The organism is Gemmatimonadota bacterium (assembly GCA_040388535.1).
In the GTDB taxonomy this organism is placed as follows: Bacteria; Gemmatimonadota; Gemmatimonadetes; order Gemmatimonadales; family GWC2-71-9; genus Palsa-1233.
The window spans coordinates 252,630-275,028 of the sequence record JAZKBR010000002.1 but is presented as its reverse complement, the minus strand read 5'-3'; the positions used below and the strand labels follow the sequence as shown (position 1 = coordinate 275,028).

At 64.3% G+C, this 22,399-nt stretch carries 20 protein-coding genes; 8 read left to right on the top strand and 12 right to left on the bottom strand.

The window, feature by feature from the left end; genetic code table 11:
- The first annotated feature begins 163 nt into the window (after nt 1–163).
- Genes V4558_04810 through rsgA form a run of 3 tightly spaced genes read left to right on the top strand, consistent with a single transcriptional unit; the run spans nt 164 to nt 2,315 of the window.
- A complete protein-coding gene (locus V4558_04810; GenBank protein MES2304801.1) occupies nt 164–1,096 on the top strand; it encodes a proline dehydrogenase family protein in 933 nt (310 codons plus the stop codon).
- Nucleotides 1,093–1,410 (top strand): hypothetical protein, encoded by a 318-nt coding sequence (locus V4558_04805; protein ID MES2304800.1) that lies wholly within the window; start codon nt 1,093–1,095, stop codon nt 1,408–1,410. Before V4558_04810 ends, V4558_04805 begins: the two co-directional genes overlap by 4 nt.
- On the top strand, nt 1,407–2,315 hold the full coding sequence (rsgA, locus tag V4558_04800) for a ribosome small subunit-dependent GTPase A (GenBank protein MES2304799.1): 909 nt from the start codon (nt 1,407–1,409) through the stop codon (nt 2,313–2,315). The genes V4558_04805 and rsgA overlap by 4 nt, the downstream gene beginning before the upstream one ends.
- A gap of 43 nt (nt 2,316–2,358) precedes the next feature.
- On the opposite strand, the gene V4558_04795 is transcribed toward rsgA, so the two are convergent.
- From V4558_04795 to V4558_04745, 11 genes are all read right to left on the bottom strand, one after another.
- Entirely contained in the window at nt 2,359–3,660 is a 1,302-nt protein-coding gene (locus V4558_04795) for a hypothetical protein (GenBank protein ID MES2304798.1), read from the bottom strand.
- Nucleotides 3,657–3,974 carry a nucleotide pyrophosphohydrolase gene (locus V4558_04790; GenBank protein ID MES2304797.1) on the bottom strand — a complete coding sequence of 106 codons (318 nt, stop codon included), beginning with the start codon at nt 3,972–3,974 and terminating at the stop codon, nt 3,657–3,659. The genes V4558_04795 and V4558_04790 overlap by 4 nt, the downstream gene beginning before the upstream one ends.
- A gap of 137 nt (nt 3,975–4,111) precedes the next feature.
- Entirely contained in the window at nt 4,112–4,618 is a 507-nt protein-coding gene (locus V4558_04785; protein MES2304796.1) for a type 1 glutamine amidotransferase domain-containing protein, read from the bottom strand.
- A gap of 90 nt (nt 4,619–4,708) precedes the next feature.
- Nucleotides 4,709–5,923, bottom strand: coding sequence for a hypothetical protein (locus V4558_04780; GenBank protein ID MES2304795.1), 1,215 nt, complete (start codon nt 5,921–5,923; stop codon nt 4,709–4,711).
- Between the two features lie 14 nt (nt 5,924–5,937).
- Nucleotides 5,938–6,834, bottom strand: a complete 897-nt coding sequence (locus tag V4558_04775; protein ID MES2304794.1) for a prepilin-type N-terminal cleavage/methylation domain-containing protein — start codon at nt 6,832–6,834, stop codon at nt 5,938–5,940.
- Nucleotides 6,828–7,211, bottom strand: coding sequence for a prepilin-type N-terminal cleavage/methylation domain-containing protein (locus tag V4558_04770; protein MES2304793.1), 384 nt, complete (start codon nt 7,209–7,211; stop codon nt 6,828–6,830). The genes V4558_04775 and V4558_04770 overlap by 7 nt, the downstream gene beginning before the upstream one ends.
- The gene (locus V4558_04765; protein MES2304792.1) at nt 7,208–7,663 is read right to left on the bottom strand and encodes a prepilin-type N-terminal cleavage/methylation domain-containing protein; all 456 of its coding nucleotides are present in this window, start codon (nt 7,661–7,663) and stop codon (nt 7,208–7,210) included. Before V4558_04765 ends, V4558_04770 begins: the two co-directional genes overlap by 4 nt.
- Before the next feature lie 83 nt (nt 7,664–7,746).
- Entirely contained in the window at nt 7,747–8,943 is a 1,197-nt protein-coding gene (locus V4558_04760) for a hypothetical protein (protein ID MES2304791.1), read from the bottom strand.
- On the bottom strand, nt 8,943–9,836 hold the full coding sequence (locus V4558_04755; GenBank protein MES2304790.1) for a type II secretion system protein: 894 nt from the start codon (nt 9,834–9,836) through the stop codon (nt 8,943–8,945). Before V4558_04755 ends, V4558_04760 begins: the two co-directional genes overlap by 1 nt.
- Nucleotides 9,833–10,219, bottom strand: a complete 387-nt coding sequence (locus V4558_04750) for a type II secretion system protein (protein ID MES2304789.1) — start codon at nt 10,217–10,219, stop codon at nt 9,833–9,835. The genes V4558_04755 and V4558_04750 overlap by 4 nt, the downstream gene beginning before the upstream one ends.
- Nucleotides 10,219–10,704, bottom strand: a complete 486-nt coding sequence (locus V4558_04745) for a type II secretion system protein (GenBank protein ID MES2304788.1) — start codon at nt 10,702–10,704, stop codon at nt 10,219–10,221. Before V4558_04745 ends, V4558_04750 begins: the two co-directional genes overlap by 1 nt.
- Before the next feature lie 63 nt (nt 10,705–10,767).
- On the opposite strand from V4558_04745, the gene V4558_04740 reads away from it, so the two are divergent.
- The 3 genes from V4558_04740 to V4558_04730 are packed head-to-tail and all read left to right on the top strand — an operon-like array spanning nt 10,768 to nt 14,838.
- On the top strand, nt 10,768–11,016 hold the full coding sequence (locus V4558_04740) for a hypothetical protein (GenBank protein MES2304787.1): 249 nt from the start codon (nt 10,768–10,770) through the stop codon (nt 11,014–11,016).
- Nucleotides 11,017–11,030: 14 nt separating this feature from the next.
- Nucleotides 11,031–12,671, top strand: coding sequence for an amidohydrolase (locus tag V4558_04735; GenBank protein MES2304786.1), 1,641 nt, complete (start codon nt 11,031–11,033; stop codon nt 12,669–12,671).
- 49 nt (nt 12,672–12,720) lie between these two features.
- The gene (locus tag V4558_04730; protein MES2304785.1) at nt 12,721–14,838 is read left to right on the top strand and encodes a thiamine pyrophosphate-dependent enzyme; all 2,118 of its coding nucleotides are present in this window, start codon (nt 12,721–12,723) and stop codon (nt 14,836–14,838) included.
- A 111-nt stretch (nt 14,839–14,949) separates the two neighbouring features.
- Here V4558_04730 and V4558_04725 read toward each other — a convergent pair whose 3' ends face one another.
- Complete coding sequence (locus tag V4558_04725) at nt 14,950–16,968, bottom strand: serine/threonine-protein kinase (protein ID MES2304784.1); 2,019 nt, start codon at nt 16,966–16,968, stop codon at nt 14,950–14,952.
- 289 nt (nt 16,969–17,257) lie between these two features.
- On the opposite strand from V4558_04725, the gene lon reads away from it, so the two are divergent.
- Nucleotides 17,258–19,834, top strand: coding sequence for an endopeptidase La (gene lon, locus V4558_04720; protein ID MES2304783.1), 2,577 nt, complete (start codon nt 17,258–17,260; stop codon nt 19,832–19,834).
- Between the two features lie 512 nt (nt 19,835–20,346).
- Entirely contained in the window at nt 20,347–22,245 is a 1,899-nt protein-coding gene (locus tag V4558_04715) for a hypothetical protein (GenBank protein ID MES2304782.1), read from the top strand.
- The last annotated feature ends 154 nt before the right edge of the window (nt 22,246–22,399 follow it).

The window sequence follows — 22,399 nt, the reverse complement described above, 5'->3', positions numbered from 1 at the left end:
TCCGGGAGAGATGCGGGCAGTGTGCCGCCCCGGAGTGTCGCAATACGGTTTCCCGGGCGCAAGCGCGGCCCCTCCCCCCCGCCTCCCGCCGCGCTACTATTCCCGCCGTTCCGCTGCCCGCTGGGCGGTGCGTTCCAAACCCTGGCCCAGGTGATGCCGTCCGATGATGCGTTCCACACTGCTCTGGCTCTCCCAGCGCCAGTCGATCTTCAACTTTGTCCGCAGCAACGGGCTGGCCAACAAGTTTGCAGCGCGATTTGTCGCCGGCGAGACGATCGACACGGCCGTCCGGGCTGCCGAAGAGCTGCGGGCCAAGGGGATCACCGTCTCCCTCGACCTGCTGGGCGAGAGCGTGCACAACCCCGCCGAGGCCGGGCAGGCGCGGGATATGTACATCACCATCCTGCGCCGGATGCAGGCGGCGGGGCTCGAGGTCAATGCCTCGATGAAGCCCACGCAGATGGGGCTCGACATCGACGAACAGCTCTGCGAACAGAACGTGCGCGCCGTGCTCGATGTCGCGAAGCAAACGTCGGCCTTTGTGCGGCTCGATATGGAGGGCTCCGCCTACACCCAGCGGACCCTCGATTTCTTCGGGCAGAAGCTTTTTGCTGATTACGGCAAGCATACCGGCGTCGTGATCCAGGCCGCGCTCCGCCGCTCGACCGACGACGTCGCCTCCCTGATCCAGCTCGGCGCCCGCGTCCGACTCTGCAAGGGCGCCTATCTCGAGGCCGCGGATGTGGCGTATCCTGACAAGAAGGATGTCGACGCGCACTACGTCCGGCTGATGGAATCGTTGCTTACCAGCGGCAACTATCCCGGCATCGCGACCCACGACGAAACGATTATCGCGCACGCCAAGCAGTTCGTCACCGCCAACAACATCCCGCGCGACCGCTTCGAGTTCCAGATGCTGTATGGCGTCCGGCGCGACCTGCAGGAGGCGCTCGTCAAGGAAGGCTACCGGATCCGGGTCTACATCCCGTTCGGGACCCAGTGGTATCCCTACCTGATGCGTCGCCTCGCCGAACGCCCCGCCAACATCGTCTTCATCTTCGGCAACGTCGTCAAGGAAGCGATGCGCCGCTCGTGAGCGAGTTCACCCTGGGCGGTTACATGGCTGCCCACGATCGCGCCGCCGCATTTTCCGGAAGCGACGGCCAGCCGTATTCGGTGGCGCTGCTGGTGGAGGACGAACCTGATGAGCGTGGACGTTTCGGCGGTGCCTTGCTCTTTGTCCGCTGGACACCGTCGGGTGATGCACCGGTTGGACACCTCGAATCCGACTTCCTGGTCTGGGGCAAGACACCAGATGATGCGCGCGAACGCCTCGGGGCACTCTCACTCTATGATGTGAAGGCCGCGCTCGACGAGCTGGTCGCCCACGGCCGGCCGGAGGAGTTTTGAGCGACGTCGTGGCAGTCGTACTCGAACGCGAGGGTGGCAGTTATCGCGTGCTGGTCGACGGCATCGAACGGGTCGCCATCCTGCGCGGCAAGGCCAAGCGTGCCGAGGAGCGCGCGGTGGCAGGCGATCGTGTCCGTCTCGATCCTGCGACGCTCGGCGACGATGTCGTGGCGATCGATGCCGTCGAGCCGCGAACCTCGATCATGGAACGGCGCGTGCCCGATGGCCGCGGGACGCGGCCTGTCGCGGCGAATGTCGACCAGGTGCTCGTGGTCACCGCCGCGCGCGACCCCGATCCGATCCTGCAGCTTATCGATCGTCTCCTCGTGGTCGCCGAAGCCAACGATCTCCCCGCGTCGGTAATCGTCAACAAGATCGATCTCGGTTCGCCCGCCGGCATTATCGAGCACTTGGCGCTGGCGGGGTATCCGGTGATCGCGACCACAGCCAAAGCGGGTGAAGGGCTGGAGTTGCTGCGCGCGGCGCTGGTGGGCAAGGTGTCGGTGCTCACCGGGCCGAGCGGCGCGGGGAAGTCTTCACTGCTGAACGCCCTCGAACCGGGGCTGGGCCTGCGGGTGGGAGAGATCTCGAAGAAGGTGCGTCGCGGCACGCACACCACCGTTTCGGCAGTGATGATCCCGCTGGTGCAGGGCGGTTTCGTCGTCGATACCCCGGGATTCAGCGAGGTCGGCATCTGGGCGCTGCACCGCGACCAGGTCGATCAGTGCCTCCCCGAATTCCTGGCAGTACTGGGCGACTGTCGCTTTGGCGATTGCACTCACCGCACCGAGCCGGGGTGCGCGGTCCGCGCACTCGTCGATGCCGGCGGCGTTCCGGCCGAACGCTACGCGTCGTATCTCGCGATCCGCGCCGAACTCGAGGCGATTCCCGAAGACTGGGAATGACCGCACCAGAGGTGCGGTCATCCCGAGCGCAGCGAGGGATCTCTCAGGGCGTAGCGGGCTTCACCGTGTTGTCGAGTGCGGCCCCGACTCGGCATTCGCTTTCCCCTTCCTTTCCTGCGAGCGCGCACGCCTTCGCACGACCATCCAGATCAACCGAATGCAAGACTGAAATCTGCTGCCCAACGGCGACATAGCATTGCGTCCGGTTGGCACCCTCTGGAATCTCCCGGCAGAAGTTGATCCCGTCTTTCGGGTTGGCCGTGACGTCGATCCGGTTCTTCACCACACCCGAGAAGCAGAACGGCTGGTACCCGACGTCGCCGTGCGCGCAACTCTCGGCGGCCTTCTTGTCGTCGCCGATCGTCATTCCGGCCGTCATGGTGCCGATGCTCTGGTAGCACGCCGAACGAACCAGCGGAGGCGCCCGGTCGCACGTCGCGGCCGTCGCGGTCCAGTCGCGTCCACTGCGACGGAGGATGATCCCCCCCTGCAGCTCGTAACAGGAGCGATGATACTTCGCCTCGACCAGCGTGCAGGGGTAAAGCAGATCGGTCGAGTCGAGCATCTTGAAGGTGATGGTCTTGGTGTCTGGCGTGTGCTCGTGGTCCATCCCCTCCATTCCCTTCATTTCATCCTTGGCGGCGGTTTGCAGCGCGTGCGCCGAGGTGTGATGCGGGCCTGTCGCTGCGGCAACCGCATTCTCCATGAAGGCACCGCCGTAACACGACTCGCGATCCCACGAGGAGACCAGCCAGTCGCAGCCGGTGAGCGCCTTCGGCAAATCCCAGTTCCACACCATCTCGAAGCCGTGGCCGAGGCCGTGAACACACTGGAACCGGAGCCAGCGATCGGCCGGATCGGGCGCAATGAGGTTGCAGAGTTCGTTCGCGCGGGCCGAGTCGATTGGGCCCGACTGGGTGAACCACGACTGGATCACGCCGTGGTAACACCCCGACTGGAACAGGCCGTTGCAACTGCGGAATCGCGCCGAGACGTCGTCGCCGGGCTTCCACGCCCGGATGCCGATCACGTGGGTGTACTGGTGGCCGTCGCGTTCGACCTGGGGATCATCCTTGCCTAGTCGCGCCAGCGCGCCCAGTGCCAGCCGGACCCGCTCCCCCTTCGCCAGCGCGAGGAAATAATCTTCGTAGCACTGCCGCGAAACATTGGCGTCGCCGCCGCGGCACTGTCGAGCGGCGAGACTCGCGAGTGCAGAGGTATCGCCGGAAGTCACCAGCTGCTCCATTCGCGCGGTCAGCTCCTCGGGCTTGAGCTTGGGCGCGAGCTGGGCGCATGCAGCGCTGACCAGCAGGAACACCGGGAGGAGCAGGACCCGCACTTTCATGATTTCCTCGTCCAGCGGTTGACGTCGCGTTGCTCGACCTTCGCCATCATCCGGTCGAATGCATCGTTCAGATCGATCCCTTCCCGGTTCGCCATGCAAATCAGCACGAAGATGATGTCAGCCATCTCCATCGCCATCTCCCCTTCCGCCTCATCGCGCTTCTTGGTCTTCTGCCCGAAACGATGATTGACCTCGCGAGCGAGTTCCCCAACCTCCTCGCTTAGCCGCGCCATGTTCGTCAGCGGGTGGAAGTAGCCTTCCTCGAATTGCGAGATCCAGCGGTCTACTCGTTGTTGAGCATCGGCGAGTGGCATAGAGGAGTTCCGGTGAATCGTGAGTGTCATCCTGAGCGAAGCGAGGGAGCCTGAGCTCCACCCCCTCGCTTCGCTCAGGGCGACAAATTGCTTCTCCCTTCTCCCTTCTCCCTTCTCCCTTCTCCCTTCGCTAGTCTCTACTTCAACGCCGCGATAATCGCCTTCGTAAACGGCACGAGGTCCGCCGGCGTCCGCGACGATATCAGGTTGCCGTCGACCACGACCGGCGCGTCTTCCCAGAGCATGCCGGCGTTCACCAGGTCGTCCTTGATGGCGCCAACCGACGTGCCGCGTCGACCGCGGACGATGCCGGCGGAGATCGGGACCCAGCCGGCGTGGCAGATGAACGCGATCGGCTTGCCGGCCTCGTGCATCGCCCGCGTGATGGTGAGCAATTGTTCGCTTCGCCGCATGATGTCGGGAGCGTAGCCGCCCGGTATCACCAGGGCATCGAACTCTTCGGCGCGGATGTTGTCGACCGAGGTGTCCGCGGTGATCGGGTAGCCGCGCTTCCCCTGGTAGGTTCGCTCGCCCATGCCAGCCACAGTCGTCTCGTATCCCTCCTCCTCGAGGCGGATCTTGGGATACCAGAGCTCCAGGTCCTCATAGAGCGGCGCGACAAAGAAGAGAATACGGCGGGGCATGGGATCCTGTCCGTCGGGGTCGCCCAAAGATAAGCGGCCGGTGGGGAAGACCCCGCCGGCCGCTCTTCTGTGCACCCCTGGGCTGCGGTGCTAGTAGGCCTGCGCCCAGCCGTGCTGGGTGAGCGGCCGCGCGAGCGATGCGCCGTTGACCGCCTTGGTAATCGCGCAGGCCGAATAGTGGATGTCCACGTTGCCGCCGACTGAGCCGTTCGTCGTGGCGACGTCGGCACCGGCGGCCAGGATGGCCCCGTAGATCTTGTTCCCGTTGCCGGTAATCTTCAGCTGGTTTCGGACAATGATCAGTCCGGTCCATTCGAAGCCGCCGACGAGTTCGAGATCGCCGTCGATGAGCAACGTTCCCTGGCCCCGGCTGCCGGCGGCGAACTTGGTCTGCGCACCAGTGCCGTGGACCACCGGGAAATACCCCTGGCACTGCGGCACGGTCGCCGATGCCCGCCACGGTTCGCCGAAATTCAGCTGCACCGTGCGGTCACAAATCCCGAGACCGGCATCGAGCACCGGGCCGACGCCGTTGTACGGCGTCGTGTTCGGCAGAATCTTCACCCCGGGCTGGGAGCCCAGCGTCGTGAAGGTGTAGTCGACGAAGTTGGTGAAGGTCGCCGACGTCACGGTCGGGTCGTTCGGGGCATCGCGCGCCGGAAAGCCGAAGACGTTGTCGTTGTCCTGGTTGCTCACGCCGGTGCCGGTGGCGCTGCGCACGCCGACGACGTCGTCACTGTTCCCCGCGTCGAGTGCGTCGCATTCACCGGCGCCCCATTCGGGGGGCAGTGAATTGAAGCCGTTCACCTCGAAAGCGTTGCCGTTGAACTTGATCGGATCGTTCACGGTGACGGCGGCGTTCACGCCGATCGTCGGCTTCACGGTGCGGAACCACTGGGTCAGCGAGAGCTGGGCCAGCCGATTGCTGCTCGTCCCGCGCCATCCGGTAACTTCAACCATGAAGAGTTGCGTGTTGATCCGCTTAACCGTGGGCAGGTAGTAGAGCTTGCTTGCCTGCAGCGTCCGGGTGCCCCCGGACCAGAGCGTCGGCGAGGTTGGCGTCCAGACAGCCAGCGCGCCCTGCACCGTCGGGTCCCAGGTCGCGTAAACGTCGGCAAGGCCCGCCTCGGCGGCGTTCTGCGCATCGGCCGCCACCGTGGCGCTTGAAGAGGCCGAGCGGTCGAAGCGCACCACCATGAAGGCGGCGGTGATCGTCGCCCCAAGCACGATCAGCGCGTAGAGCGAAAGCAGCAGGGTGACGCCTCGCCGGTCGGCCCGGGTCGACATTCCGTTCAAATGTGTCATATCTCCTCGCGCCGTCACGGCCGGAGTGCGTTGCGAAGCGCGACGCGGGTGTACATCGGATACTGGTTCGTGCCGCGGCTGGTGGTGCCCGCGAGTGAGCTCGAACGGTCGGTGATTGTGGTGATCGCGACGCCGATCGAGCGCACCAGCAGGGGACTGGCGACGGCCGGATTGAGCGCGGTGCCGGCCGCGTTGTAATACGTCAGGTTGAAATGAGTCGTGTCGGGGAGGGGCCCGATCACCGGACTCATCTGGGTCTCGCCCAGCGAAATCGATCGTACCCCGATGAATGCCTGCCCCGAGGTGCCATCGACGAACGGGCCGTATTCCACTCGTTCATACCAGCGAATTGGGCCACCCACGCGCAGCTGCGGGATCGCCATCGCCGTCGTTCCATCGATGGTTGGCGGGACCGAGAGCGTGAGGGTCATCGCCGGGTCGGTGCCGCAGGTGCTGTTGGGGTCGATGGCCGTAACCAGCATCGGGAACCACTGGTCATCGAAGGCCGCGTTCGGGTCATTCTCGACGAAGAGCAGGAACTCGTCCGTCAGACGCGGAAGCCGCTGTCCGGTGACCGGCTTCCGGATCTTGAATTCGGTCAAGGTCGGCGTGCCGCAGGTAATGGCCATCCCGCGCATCGCCTTGAACGAGATCCGGTGGGCGGCGATCGCGATCAGGTCGGTCCCGGCCGAAAGCGTGGTGATGTTGGTGTCGTAGCCGACCTCGCGCAGCTCCTGGGGGAGCGAAAGCGTGCCGTTGCGCGCTTCGCCCATCGAGTTGGCCAGGGTGATCTGCGCGGTGGAAGTGTTGAGCATCACGCTCATCACCTTGGTAATGGTCACGCCGATGATCGCGAGCACGACCATGCTGATGAGCAGTTCCACGAGGGTAATGCCGCGACGATTCAGCACGCGACCCGCCCCGTGAGGGTATCGACCCTGGTCTGACCTCTGGAGAGCTTGTAGCTCGCGAAGACCTTCACCGTCCGGAGTACACCCGTCGTCGGGACATTCCAGGTCACCGAGATCCGGTTGCTCACCTGTGCCGACGTCGAGGAGGCGAACGTCCCGGCCGTGCATGCCGGCGAGGTCGCATTGGCATAGCTCAGCAACTCATCGAGCTTGGCGGTCGTCAGCCCGGAGGCGAGGGTCGAGACCTTGCTCCGCTGGAGATTGCGCGTCGTCATCATCGAGCCGCCGGCCACGGCAAGAATGCCGCTCGTGAGGATCACGATGGCGACCAGCAATTCCACCAGGGTGAAGCCACCCCGGCGAGGCTTGAGACTCATTCGACCCTCCCGTAACCCGTCACCCGGACAGTATCGGCCGCATCACCCTTGGTCGCGATCACCACAAACGGGGTCCCGCTCAGGACCAGCCCGGTCGGTTCGACCTGGAGGGTGACGGAGGTCGTGCTGACGCTCACGCCGTACTGGGTGGGGAAGTCGAGGTTCTGCCCGATGGTGACGCTCGAGCCGTTCCGGACGATGCTCACCGAGGCGATGCCGCTGGCAAAGGTTATCGTGGCCGGGAGGCGCGATCCGACCGCCGTGGCCCGGGCTCGCCGGAACAACGACTCGAATCCCGCGGTGGCCCCGCGCACATTGCGCCGGGCGAGTGCCGCGGAGATGGAAGGGGCGGTCATCGCCAGCAGAATACCGATGACGACAACAACCAGCAGGAGCTCCATCAGGGTGAATCCCCGACGGGTTCCGGCTCTACGGTTGGTAACGCGGTCCATCTGCAACCTCCTGCCTCAAGGGGTTGGGGGGCCGCCTTGGCCGCCTCAACCCGAAAAAAGCTACCTGATGGTCCCGCTCCCGGTCAGTACGAGGGCCAGTTGTCTGTCCACGCATTGCCGAGGCGAGCCCAGTCCCCATACTGGGACAGTGCTTTCTTGATCATGCAAGAGTCGTACTGGTACGTTTTGGTGCCGTTGCCTAGATCTGATGCAGTCGGAATCGGGAAGGAGGGGTTGGCAGCATTTGGTGGATTATAGGCCGGAACGGAGATGTTTAGCCCGGTATAAGTGGCTCCGTAGATGGTATTGTTACCATTTGATGTCAGCTTGCCACCGACCATTACGATGCCGTTAAAGCTCCAACTTCCGCCCAGTGTCAAATTTCCAGTCACTATCAGAATGCCATACCCATTGTTCATATCGCCCCCTCCGTTCAGGGTGACGTCTCCCTGAACGAAGTACAGCCTGGCGTTCGACGAGGTGGGAGGAGTACTCGGCGTCCAGCCGACCGTTGGTGAGACGGTCCTCTTGTAATAGTCCGGCGTGATGTTGGTCCGCTGCGAGAGATCGTACCAGTCGAAGGAGAGGTTGTCCTTGGCGGTGCCCGTGGGACCTGGGGTCCCGAGGATAACTGGGGCATTATCCGGGTTCCCATCCATCCAGCCTGACCCCGAACCCCCGGATTGGGTCAGGTCGGGGGTGGTGGGACTGCCGCTGGTCGACGGCACCCCCAGGCCGGGGATGCTTGCCAGTGGAGCAGGTGCTGTGGTGCAGTGATCTACGCCGCTGACGGTCCCCGACGCGCCATTCTTCTCAAACCCCGCGAGCGCGAAGAATCCCGCGTCGACGTCGAACGTGGCCGGGGCAAAGCGGAGGAATTGGCTCACGGTGCGTGTCGCCCGTGGCGCCGTGGCGTTGTAACGGTCGTTGGTGACCTCGGCCCGCGACGTAATCAACAGAATCGTGTCGACTGGGGTCACCGGCGAACGCCGGAAGTAGCGCAACGTCACCGTCACCTTGCCGCCGGTGACGTTGTACGTCACCGAATCGGGAAGCGTGGTCGGTTGGCTGGGGTTCGCCACCAGGTACTTGTCGATGCCGCTCTGCGCCATGGTGTACGCGTCGACCTGGGCCGTCGCATCGAGCGCCGTGCGTCGCTCGGTGGTGGTTCGGGTCCAGGCGCCGACAATCGCGACCAGCAACAGCAGCACCAGCAGCATCACGGTCATCAACGCCGCGCCGCGACGATTGGCGGTGAGTCGACTCTTGCGCGCTTTCATCAGGATGCTCGGTTCACGAGAAAAATCGCGGTGGTCACATCAGCTTGTTCCGGTCCGCTCGCCTTGCGCGCCGTCAAATCGCTTTCGCCAGGCAGGAAGAGCTCGAATCCCTTGATGTCGGTCAGCGGTGATGGCACCGCCGTCTGCGAGACGGTGGCGGCCTGATTGAAGAATCGAAACGCCGCCGAGGCGTCAAATGGCGCCGCAAGTTCCACGGCCGAGCCGCCGCCATCGAGGTAATTCCGCCAGAGTGCCGTCCGTCCGCTGAGCCCGGTCTGGTTCGAGTTGCCGAAGTAGAAGTTCGTCCGCCGATAGAGCATCACCGGTGTCCCGACCGCCACACGCACATCACTCCCCGCGTTGACAACAATGGTGATCTGCCGGGTTTTCTGGTTCGGAGCACTCGACGGCGCCGCGATCGCAAAAACGTTCGCCGGCGCGCTAGTGCAGGTCGAGGTCAGTGCGCCGTTGTCAGTCACCGTTCCCCCGGCGACTGCGGTATAGACGCCCGTGTTGCCTCGCGTTGCGTACCCTGAATATCCGCCCAGGTTCAGCACAACGCTGTCCACCGGGAGGAGGGCGATCACCTGCGTCGTGTTGGGTGAGACATAGGCGGCCGAGCAGACCACCCCCAGGGCATACGGAACCTTGACCGTGATCGAGCTCGCGCTGGCGGCTTCGATGCCCCAGTCGGGATCGACCATTCGCAGGTCGTTGCTGAGCACGTTGATCGCGCTTCGACCGACGCGTCGACCGGCTCGCTGCCCTTCGGCGCGCTCGGTGAAACGGCTCTGGCTCATCATCAGCGAGAGTGTGGCTGCGCCAAGGATCGCAGCAATCACCATCGCGATGAGCAGTTCAATGATCGTCACGCCACGCCGCGAATGGATCATGGCGTGTAGAAGGGGTTGGAGACACCACCCTTGCGGGTGATGACGCGGGTGAGCGCCCCGATCGGCCGGGTGCCCGTTGGGGTCAGGGTAATGGTCACAGTCTGGGTCCCGCTGGAGGTCGCTGCCACCGTGGTCATGGTGTAGGCGAGCGGAAGAGAGGTGACGGTCTTGGTCACCGTGCCGTCGGTCATATCGCCTGCCGGGATTGCCGTCACCCGGGAAACCTCGGCGTTCAGCACCGCCGCCCGGTAGGCCAGCTTGCCGGTATCGCGGGCCTGACGGCCGCTGGTCAGCAGCATCGCCGAGAGGCCACCCGCCATCGCGCCCAGGATGACGATGGCAATCAGCACCTCAATCAGCGTAAAACCGTTGCGTTTCCGCATCACTGCAACCTCACCAGACCCGCGGGTGAAACCGTCACGTGCCGCGAAAAATTGTCTCCCGTGACCCGCACCAACAGGGAAGCATCCACCAGTCCGTTGGGATAGACGATCACGGATGTCGGTGTAAACGCCACCACCGCAACCCCCTGATCGGGGCCGAATCCGAGGTCCCGGCTCAGGCGCAGAGTATCGTTCGGCGACGTCGCCCGGTCGCGCACTGTATACTTTCCACCCGACACATAGCTGATGACAACGGGCTTCCGGAGCCGAGCTGCCAAACCCACCGCCTGTTCCATGTCGCCGGCGATGATCGTCGCGGCCTCGTTGAGCTTGGCGTGGGTGGTGATCCGGGAGACCCGCGGCATCAGCATCGCCGAGAGCAATCCCAGCATCACGATCACCAGCAGCATCTCGATCAGGGTGAAGCCCCGTCGCCGTCGGGGGCCCTGCCTGAGCGAGAAATCACTACCAGATTGTAAGGTCATAGCTCACCGTATGGGGCGATTTTCGTGCCGTTTCCGGGCCCAGAATAACCAGACCGAGGCGAGATGCGCACAAGAGAACGAATTCTCAATAACCTCGAGCAGATCTATCGGGAATCATATGAGGCCGCCAAGCTCGGCGACAACGGCGTCCGGATGGCCGACCTCGACAATTCCTACATGCGTGACCAGTTGATGCTCGAGATCCTGCTCGATATTCGCGACCTCTTTGCCGTTTCACCGGCGGCTCCGGCCACCTCGGGGCAGAGTGCCCTCGAGAAGCTCACCGCCCTCCGCCGGCTCACCGGCCGCTGACCCCAGGAGCCCTGATGCGCCGCGCCTTTCCGCTGCTTCTTCTGCTGCTGGCCGCCTGCGAACCGGGCGCCAACGCCCCCAACCTGGCGATTTTCGGCACCATCTGGACCGGCGATTCGACCGCCCCCGAGGTCCGCGCCATGGCGGTTCGGGGGGAGACCATCTCCGCGATGGGCGACAGCGCCTCGATCGCGGCCATGGTCGGGGCCAATACTCGAATCCTCCTGGTCGGCAATGGCATGATCGTCCCGGGCTTCGCGGATGATCATGTCCACCTCACTGATGGCGGTGCCCAACTCGGCTACGTCGAACTGCGCGATGCCGAAACGCCGGCCGAGTTCACCCGACGCGTCAAGGCCTATGCCCAGACGCTCAAGCCAGGCGAATGGATTCTCGGCGGCAATTGGGATCACGAGCGGTGGAACGGCTCGCCGCTTCCGCGGAAGGAGTGGATCGATTCCGTAACGCCCGACAATCCCGTGTTCATCCAGCGGCTCGATGGCCATATGGGGCTCGCTAATTCGCGTGCGCTTGCCTTGGCCAAGGTGACCGCGGCGACCGCCAACATCACCGGTGGCACCATCGTCCGCGACGCATCGGGAGAGCCAACCGGCGTCCTCAAGGACGAAGCGATGAATCCGATGTTCGCGGTGATTCCCGCCGCGACTCCGGAACAGGTCGATTCGGCGGTTGCCCGCGCGATGCGGCACGCCAACTCGCACGGTCTCACCTCGATTGCCGCGGTCTCTGCGCCCTGGAGCGAAGTCGCGGCAGTCAAGCGCGCCAAGGCCAACGGTACCCTCTCGCTTCGCGTGGCGTTCTTCCCCGCACTCAGCGCCTGGCGCAACGTTGCCGACACAATGCGTGCAAACGGAGTGGGCGACGACTGGATCCGCCTCGCGGGCGTGAAAGGCTTCGTCGATGGATCGCTCGGTTCGACGACCGCGCTCTTCTTTCAGCCGTACCTCGATGATTCGACCTCGTCGGGCCTGCTCACGACTCCGCTCGATTCGCTGGCGCACTGGATCGGCTCCGCTGATTCGGCCGGACTTCAGGTCGTCGTCCATGCCATCGGTGATCGCGCCAACGCGCTTCTGCTCGACATCTACGACTCAGTAGCAGCTGCGCACGGCGCCCGTGATCGCCGATTCCGGATCGAGCACGCCCAGCATCTGCGAGTCGAGGATATCGGTCGCATCGCGCGCACCGGTGTGATCCCCTCGATGCAGCCCTATCACGCCGCCGACGATGGCCGCTGGGCATGGAAGCGGATCCGTCCCGAGCAGATGGCCGGGACCTATGCCTTCCGGTCGCTGCTCGACGCGAAGGCGCGCCTCAATTTCGGTTCCGATTGGCCCGTCGCGACGCTCGAACCGCTGCAGGGAATCTGGACGGCGGTCACCCGCCAGACGCTCGACGGCAAGAATCCGCAAGGCTGGCTCCCGGCACAGAAGATCACCGTCGACGAAGCCCTGCGTGCCTATACCGCCAACAACGCCTACGGTGTCTTCGCCGAGTCGCGACGTGGAACGCTGGCGGTGGGGAAGCTCGCCGATTTCGTGATGATCGATCGAGACCTCCGTAAAGTGCCCGCCGACAGCATCCGGGTCGCCAGGATCCGGACCACGGTCGTCGGCGGCAAGATCGTTTACTGAGCGCCGGGGCCACCTTACTTCGTGGCCCCTGTCTCGCCATCTTTTCGGGATGGCAACTCGCACGCAGTCCCGGCCCAAGGCCGCCACCAAGCTCGACAAGGGCGACCTGCTCGAATTCTTCCGGCTGATCACGCTCTCGCGCCGCCTGGACGACAAGGAAATCCAGCTCAAGCGCCAGAACCGGATCTTCTTCCAGATTTCGGGCGCCGGGCACGAGGCCGTGCTCGTGGCCGCGGCCAAGGTCTTCCGCGCCGCCCACGACTGGTTCTACCTCTACTATCGCGACCGGGCCATCTGCCTCGGCCTCGGGATGACGGCGACGGAACAACTCCTCTCTGCCGTGGCCGCCGCCGACGATCCCAACTCCGGCGGTCGCCAGATGCCCTCGCACTGGGGTCACAAGGATCTCAACATCGTCTCGGTGTCGAGTCCGACCGGTACCCAGTTCCTGCAGGCCGTCGGTGCCGCAGAGACCTGGCTCCGTGCCTCGGCCAATCCCGCCATCGCGGAGATGACGCCTGGTGACGAAGTCGTCCTCTGCACCACGGGCGACGGCACCACCAGCGAGGGTGAATTCTGGGAGGCGATGAATTCGGCTTGCAATCTCAAGCTGCCGGTGGTCTTTCTCGTCGAAGACAACGGCTACGCGATTTCGGTTCCGGTCGAGGTCAACACGGCCGGCGGTTCGATCTCGAAGCTGGTGCAGTCGTTTCCGAATCTGCTGGTGCTCGAAGTCGATGGCTGCGACCCGCTCGCTTCCTATGATGTGATGCTCAAGGCGCACGACTACGCCCGCCAGCGGAAGGGACCCGCGCTGGTGCACGCCAAGGTCATCCGCCCCTATTCGCACTCCCTCTCCGACGATGAAGTGCATTATCGCACCCTCGAAGAGCGGGATCGCGATGCCGCGCGCGATCCGTTCCACACCTTTCCGCGCTATCTGCTCGAGCAGGGCGTCGCGACCGAGGCCGAGCTCGAACTTATCCGTGCTCAGGTCGAGGAAGAGGTCAATGTCGCGACCGACATCGCGCTCGCGGCGCCACAGCCGGCACTGTCGACGATCTACGACTACGTCTACTCGCCCGATGTCGACCCCACAGCCGAACAGTTCGACACCGAGGACGATCCGCAGTTCAGCGGTGACCCGACCACGATGGTCGACCTGCTGAATGCCTGCCTCAAGGACGAGATGGCGCGCGACCCGAAGATCCTGATCTTCGGACAGGATGTGGCTGACGCCTCGAAGGAATCGGCCTTGCCGGATGTGAAGGGGAAGGGCGGGGTATTCAAGGTCACCTGGGGGCTGCAGAAGCAGTTCGGCAGCAATCGCGTCTACAATTCGCCGCTTGCCGAAGCCAACATCGTCGGTCGCGCGATTGGTCTGGCGACCCGCGGGATGAAGCCGGTCGTCGAGATCCAGTTCTTCGACTACATCTGGCCGGCGTACATGCAGCTGCGCGACGAACTCGCGCTGATGCGCTGGCGCTCCAACAACACCTTCGCCTCGCCCGTCGTCGTTCGCGTGACCTACGGCGGCTACCTCAAGGGCGGTGCGGTCTATCACTCGCAGACGGGTGCCGCGATCTTCACCGGTGTGCCCGGGCTCCGGGTGATCTGCCCGAGCACGGCACTCGATGCGAACGGTTTGCTGCGCACCGCCATTCGCTGCGAAGATCCGGTGCTCTTCCTCGAGCACAAGCACCTCTATCGCCAGGCCTACAACAAGGGTTCCTACCCGGGCCCGAATTTCATGATCCCGTTCGGCAAGGCGAAGGTCGTTCGTGAGGGCACCGACGCCACGGTGATCACCTACGGTGCCGTGGTGCAGCGCACGATTCAGGCAGCGAAGGAGCTCGAGGAAGCCACCGGCAAGCGGGTCGAGGTCATCGACCTCCGCTCGCTCAACCCGGTCGACTGGGACACCATCGCCGACTCGGTGAAGAAGACCAATCGCGTCATCGTCGCCTACGAGGATTCACTCTCGTGGGGCTACGGCTCGGAGATCAGCGCGAAGATCGCTGATGAAATGTTCCACTGGCTCGACGCCCCCGTCCGCCGCGTTGCCGCCACCGACACCTTCGTGGCCTATGCGCCCGAACTCGAGGACGTGATCCTGCCCCAGACCGCGACGCTCAAGGCGGCGATGGAAGAGATCCTCGCCTACTGAAGAGCAGGATGACAGATGACAGATGACAGATGAAAACTGAAAGGCCGGCACCTCATCGAGATGTCGGCCCTTTGCCTATCCATCATCTGTCATCCGTCATCTGTCATCCCCTTACAGCGCCTCTCTCAGCTCCGTCGCCACATCAATCGCATTGTCGACATCGCGGCTGAGCGCGCGCGCCTGCTGCGTGGCCTGGGTGAGATCGTTGATCACCGCGCCCACGCCGCTCTGGCGGAGGCGGAGGATGTCGAAGCGCAGGTTCTGCATCGCCAGCACGCAGCTCTCGAAGCGATCGGAGATCTGGGTCCGGCGCGTCGTGAGATCGGTGCGCGCCTGGCGCTGCCGTTCGAGCATCGCGACCTGGCGATCGCGTTCCTCGCTCTCGGGGCGCGCCTTTACTTCGGCGAGCCGCACATCGATCCGCAACCCTTCGTCACCTCCGAGCGCGGCAGCGTCCATCGCGTTGAGCGCCTGCGCCAGGTCGACCGCCCGGTCGTGCAGGCCTTCCACCGTCTGGATCATTTCGGGAAGGAGCTCGCGATCGGCGTCACCGAGCTTGGCCCAGAGCGTGAGGATCGCGATCCGGTCGCCGTGCATCTGCATCATCCGGTCGTACTGCGTGCCGAACTCCGCCTTGCTGGGCGCCGCGAGACTCTTCACTCCCTTGATCTTCTTGATTGAGCCGCCGCCGCTGATCGCGTCCGGTGCGTCCGGGCGATGCAGTACGTCGCGCCACGAGTAGCCTGCCTGCCACAGGTCGGAATAGCGCTTGAACAGATTGAACGACATCCCGGCGAGCGGGAAGAGGAACCATGGCGAGTGCAGCCCGGTAAAGACGTTCAGCATGAAGAGGCCGCCGTTGATGGCAGCAAATCGTGCGAACTCGGCGCGGGCCTGACGCACGACGACTGGCTCACCAGTCTCCGGCAGCGGCAACTCGTTCTTGCCGCGCCGACGCGCTTCGCGCGCCGCACGCGCCGCTTCTCGCGCCGCATTCGCAGCGTCACGCGCACTGAGGCCGCGTTCGCCCGGGCGAGCCGGAAGATTTCCTCGCGTCCCGCCAGACCCCGGGCGTTCACCTGCGCCACGCGTCGGCCGCGCGGTTGACGACGGCCGGGTCGACGACGGACGCGCGCTGCCAGTGCGATCCAGCGAGCGCGGTGAGGGACGATCCCCCGCGAGCGGCCGCGTTGGCCGTGCGCCGCGACCAGCCGGCGACTGTGGCCGCGTCTCGGCCTTCCACCCAAGCCCGGTGGGGCGGTAACCCGCGACATTGCGACTCTCGAGCGACCGTCGCAGGCCGTCGGCCGAGGGCCAGCGATTGGTCGGATCCTTCTCGAGGCAGCGCGCGACCGCGAGTGAAAGATCCTCGGGAATATCCGGGTACTTCTCGTGCAGCAGCGCCGCCGGCTCGGTGATGTGCTTCATCAGGATGCCGGCCACGGTGGGCGCGTTGAACGGCAACTCACCTGAGAGCATCTGGAATGCGACGACACCGAGCGAATAGAGATCGCTCCGTCCGTCGATCTCGCGCTCGCCCGCCGCCTGCTCCGGCGACATGTACGACGGCGTGCCGATCGCCATGCCAGCACTCGTGAGTGTCGCGTTGCTCGTCCCCGACATCGCCTTCGCGATACCGAAGTCCGTCACCATCACGCGGCCACGTGTTCCTTCGAGCAGGATGTTGTCGGGCTTGATGTCACGATGAATCACGCCCTGCCCATGTGCGGCGGAGAGTGCGTCGGCCGTCTCTTTCATGATCCTGCGCGTTTCTTCGGCAGGCACGCGACCGCGACGACGAATCCTGGCCGCGAGCGACTCGCCCTCGATCAGTCCCATCACGAAGTAGACGATACCCTGACCTTCTCCGACGTCGTGGATCGGGACGATGTGCGGATGCGCCAGCTTCGCGGCCGTCTGCGCTTCACGGGTGAAGCGTTCGCGGATTTCCTTGGAGAAGGCCAGCTCAGGCGGGAGCACCTTGACGGCAACGCGCCGCTGCAACCGTTCGTCGCGCGCGCGGTAGACCACCCCCATGCCGCCCCGGCCGATCTCGCCCTCGATCGTATAGGCGTCGCCGAGCGCCTCCTTCAGGAGCGTCGGCAGCGCGTGCTGGGCAGGATCGCTCATCAAGGACCTTGGGTGGCAGAACTGGTTGGCGGCAGGTGCACTAACCCCTGAATTTGCACAGGGATGCACCTGCGAGCAATGTGCCGCCCGAAGCCTGCCGTGCTGACAGCCCCCCAAGGCTCCCGGGCGGGATCTCCGTCCCGGTGGCGGGCGTACTAGAAGGGAACCGGCCACCACGGCAGGTATTTGGCTCTGAAAGGTGGCACGACGGATGCGCTTCCGTCCCCACCGGCCCCGATCGGCCATCCGCCCCCGGATGCGCCATCGGTCCACTGGCAAGGAGAACATCGTGTCCGAACGTCTGAGTCTTCCCGTCCTGCCGCTGCGGGACGTCGTCCTCTTCCCCGGGGTTACCGCGCCGATTGGCGCCGGTCGCCCGATGACCATCAAGGCGATCGAGGCCGCCCTCGCCTCGCCCGACAAGCTGATCTTCGCGGTCGCCCAGCGCGAAAACGTCGAAGGCGTCACGCCCGAAGGGCTGCACGCCATCGGCACTATTGCGCGCATCGGCCAGCTCCAGCGCGGCATGTCGGGGATGCAGCTCCTCCTTCACGGTGAGCGGCGCGGGATGACCGTGACCATGACCGAGGAGAACGGCCACCTCGTGGCAGCAGTCGTCCCGATGGACGATCTCCCCCCCGTGAGCGACAACGACCCGAATTTCATTGCGCTCCACAAGGAGCTTCGCGCCCGGGCGGCCGAGCTGGGCCAGAAGTCGGGCCTGCCGGAAGAAGTGGTCCAGCAGGTGCTCAACGGTGTCGACGACCCAGGTCGCTTCGCCGACCTCGTGGCCGGCTACCTCGACCTCGAGGCCAAGCAGCGGCAGTCGCTCCTTGAAACCCTCGCCGTCGACGAGCGGCTCCGTCGCGTCCTCGTGCAGGTGCAGCGACAGATCTCGGTGCTCGACGCCCAGGAGGAGATCAAGACCCAGGTCCAGGAAGAACTCGGCGATCGTCAGCGCGAGATCTACCTGCGTGAACAGCTCAAGACCATTCGTCGCGAGCTCGGCGACGAAGACGAGGCGGGTGAAGTCGATGAACTCGAGCTCCGTCTCGAAGCACTCGACCTCCCCGAGGACGCGCGCAAGGAAGTCGATCGCGAACTCGGACGCCTCCGCCGCATCGGCCGCGAGTCGATGGAGTCGCAGGTGATCCGGACCTACCTCGAGCACGTGGCCGAACTGCCCTGGAACGATCGCACCGACGAACGGCTCGATCTTCCCGAGGCCGGTCGCATTCTCGACTCCGATCACTACGCCCTCGGCGACGTGAAGGACCGCGTCCTCGAATTCCTGGCGGTTCGTGCCATGCGCGCGCGGCGTGATGCTGCGGCCGCGGCGGAATCCGCGGCTTCAGCCCACCCGGAGCCCGCGGCTTCAGCCGCGAACGTTCCCAGCAGTACACCGGGCGGCGCTGGTGGTGACCCAACGGATGGGGCGCCCGGCCGAGCCGCGACTTCAGTCGCGGATTCGGCCGCGGATTCGGCCGACCCCGAAGAAGCCTCCAAGCGCTCGCCCATCCTGCTCTTCGTCGGCCCTCCTGGCGTCGGCAAGACATCGGTGGCCAAGAGCATCGCCCGTGCGATGGGACGGAAGTACGTCCGCATCTCGCTGGGCGGCGCCCGTGACGAGGCCGATATTCGCGGCCACCGCCGCACCTATGTCGGTGCGATGCCTGGGCGCATCATCCAGGGGATGAAGCAGGCCGGCACCCGCAACCCGGTCTTCCTGCTCGACGAAATCGACAAGCTCGGCGTCTCGTTTCAGGGCGATCCTGCCTCGGCGCTGCTCGAGGTGCTCGATCCGGCACAGAACGATTCGTTCACTGATCACTACCTCGGGATTCCCTTCGACCTGAGCGAAGTGCTCTTCGTGGCGACGGCGAACTTCGTCCAGAACATTCCCGGACCGCTGCTCGACCGGATGGAAGTGGTGGAATTCTCGGGCTACATCGAGGCCGAAAAGGTCGCCATTGCCGAGAAGTACCTGGTACCGCGGCAGGTCGAGGAAAACGGCCTGACCACGGAAGAGATTTCGTTCACCGGCCCCGCGCTCCTCGAACTGGTACAGCGCTACACTCGCGAAGCGGGTGTGCGTCAGCTCGAGCGTGAAGTGGGCAAGGTCGCCCGCAAGGCGGCGCGCCGGATCGCTGATGGTGCGGCGACGGTGGTAGAGGTCACGCCTGCCCTGGTGCGCGAATTCCTCGGCCGACCCAAGCTCCATCCGGAGCAGAAGTCGGGCGTCGACCAGATCGGGACCGCGACCGGGATGTACTACACCCCGATGGGTGGCGACATCATGTTCGTCGAGGCCTCGTCAATGCGCGGCAAGGGTGAGCTGGTGCTCACCGGGCAGCTCGGCGACGTGATGAAGGAGTCGGCGCGCGCGGCATGGACCTACGCCAAGGCGCACGCCGCAGCGCTGCACATTCCCGAGGAGATGTTCGACCGCGACCTGCACATTCACGTGCCGGCCGGCGCCATCCCGAAGGACGGCCCGAGTGCCGGTATCACGATGGCGACCGCGCTCGTCTCGGCGCTGTCAGGTCGCGAGGTGCGTCACGACATCGCGATGACCGGTGAAGTCACCCTTCGTGGTCGGGTGCTCCCCATCGGCGGCGTGAAGGAGAAGCTCCTCGGCGCGCTGCGTGCGGGCATTACCCGGATTATCGTGCCGAAGGACAACGAGTCCGATCTCGACGATCTGCCGGCCGAGGCGCGCAAGCGGCTCGAGGTCTACCCGGTGGAAGAACTCGGCGAGGTGCTGGCGCTCGCGCTGCGTGATGTTCGCTACACCGAAGGGAAGCTGCTCTTCGGTGACGAGAACCCGAGAGATGTGGTCGCGTTGAGTGCGCCGTTCAAGCACTAACTGCAGGATGATGGATGATGGATGATGGATAAGAGCACGGGCCGGCATCTCAGTGAGGTGTCGGCCCGTTCTCTGTCTACAAGTACACGTTCGGCGCCAATTCCTGGAGTCAGCTTGCGAGGTGCGCCCTCGCGGTCTATTCATTGATTCCTGCGCTTCACAACCCGATCGTACTTGAGTTGCCCCCGGCTCAGAGGTAGGTGGTGATCCCACGACGGTTGTTCGCGGCTGGACTCTTGCTTTTCCCCCATGCGTGGGTCGCGGCGCAGTCGAACATCTCTGGACAAGTAGTATGGGCCGACAACGGTTTGCCCCTTCGCGGCGCCTCGGTCGAGGCCAGGTCAAGCCGGGTCAGGGTCACTTCGGACAGTGCTGGTCAGTTTCGGCTTTCCATCACCCGATTTCCTGCGGTCCTCATCGTACGTGCGATTGGGGCCGAGCCCGATAGCCTGACATTTTCAGTACTCCCGCGCGGACCGGTCTCCTTCCAACTCCGCCGGGCTGCACAACGGTTGAATGACCTCGTTGCTGCGGAGAGATCACGTACCACGAACGTCACGGAGCTCGCCGGGAGAGCCGTTGCAACCGCTCCCATTTCGGTAGAGCCGGATGCAATCCGTGCCCTGTCCAGCGCACCCCAGCTTGCCTTTCCCTCGTTTGTCTCGGCCCGCCCCTCGATTCGTGGTGCCGACCTTGACGACGCGTCCCTGACAGTCGATGGGATAGAGGCCATCAACCTCTTCCACGTTGGGCGCTACATCTCCGCGTTTCCACCGCTTGCGGTCGGCAAGGTCAGGTTGAACGCTCAGCCCGCCGCGATGGAAGTGGGGAACACTCTGAGCGGCCGGATTGAAATCGAGGGACTGGTTCCGGAGGAAGAGCCGTTCATTTTGGCTCAGTATGGTCTTGGGATGACTTCGCTGGCCGGCGCCCTGCCGGGTCGTATCGGTCTCTCGGGCGCCGTCCGCAGTGCCGCCGGATCCGCAGTCGGCGTTGCTGCTGACCTCGCGGATTTTCACTTTTCAGTTCGCGATGCGTACCTCCATGGCGTCTCTCGTATTGGCGCAACACCCTTGCGCGGTACGGTCTTCGCCTCGAAAGATGAACTGGTCAGCAATGACGAAACCGCGTTCATGCACTGGTCAAACCTGATACTCGGGGTCGAGGCAGACTTGAAGCCGCTGCCCTCGCTGACGATTCGGCCCCGGGCATTCCTCTCCCGACACAGTGAACGCGCCATTGAAATTGATGCGCGAAATGGTGAGGCCGACGTGGACAACCAGTTTGAGCTCGCGGGTATTGCGGTCGCAGGAACCTACTCCCCTCGAGAATCATCATCGAACGTGGTATTTGGCGGGAGCTTGGCAAAACGGGCAGTGATCAACCGGATTCTGGTCGGCGGGTCTCCCCCCATACCCGGCCGCGACTATCGCGGCTCAATGCCGGAATTTGACGCCCACCTTGCTGGGAGTCGTCGCGTCCGTGGACTGGGAGTGGAGCTCGGACTTCGTGTCGATGGGTCGAACGGTGTCACGCGATGGCAACCCGGGCTGAGTATCACGAGCGTGGTTTCGAATAGCTCCAGATTTGAGTTCGGCGTGCGGCGAGCCGCACGACTGCATCAGATCGTCTCGGATGCGAAGACCGACCCGAAACTGGCATACTACGACTACTGGCTCAACGGTGGGGTGGATGGCGCGCCCGTCGCGCAGGCCACGGTAGCAAGCATGGGATATCAGGCGTGGTCATCGAAAGTGCGTTGGGGTGTTTCGATTTTCGGTTCGAAGGGCACCGGTTCAGTCGATCTCGCCCCTGAGGAGCAGGTCGGTCGCGAGACAACATTTCTCCGCTTCGGGCGAAGCCGGACCGTCGGTGTCGAAATCAGTGCCGGGGCGGGAGATCTCGCGTCTGGCAACGGGTTCAACGCGGCCTACTCGCTGATGAGGACTGACCGCGATTGGGGAGGAGGCTGGGTACCTGCGAATCTCGACAAGCGCCATCGCTTCAAGGTTCTCGCGTCGAAACGCATCGGCTCTTCGACGATCCTCTCGACGGGTACCTACATCGAGTCGGCAGCCCCGTTCACGCCGATCACGAGCTTTTCCGTCGGGCCCGGTCCCTCGTTCATTGCGTATGGGAGAGAGAACAGCTCTCGTGGGAAATGGGGAGCGCGGATTGACGCATCATTGTTGTACGCCGTTCGCGGGCCTGGCAGCTCGCACCTTGAACTTGGCGCAAGCATCACCAACCTGAGTATTGGTGATCAATCACCGCGTGAAGGGCAGATCAGCTACTCGAGGACGCCGTATATCACTTCCAATCCCTTGATAACGCTGCCGCCCATCCCGAGCATTCTCATTCGGGGTTGGCTCGGCCTCGGGCCCAAACTCGGCGGCCGACCACCATACTGACTCCAGAAACCACGACCGGCTGGAGGGCGCGAGACTGGAAATCGGAACGGGCCGGCATCTCAGTGAGGTGTCGGCCCTTGGTACATTCGGAAATCCATCATCCATCATCCATCATCCATCATCCATCATCCATCATCCATCATCCATCATCCAT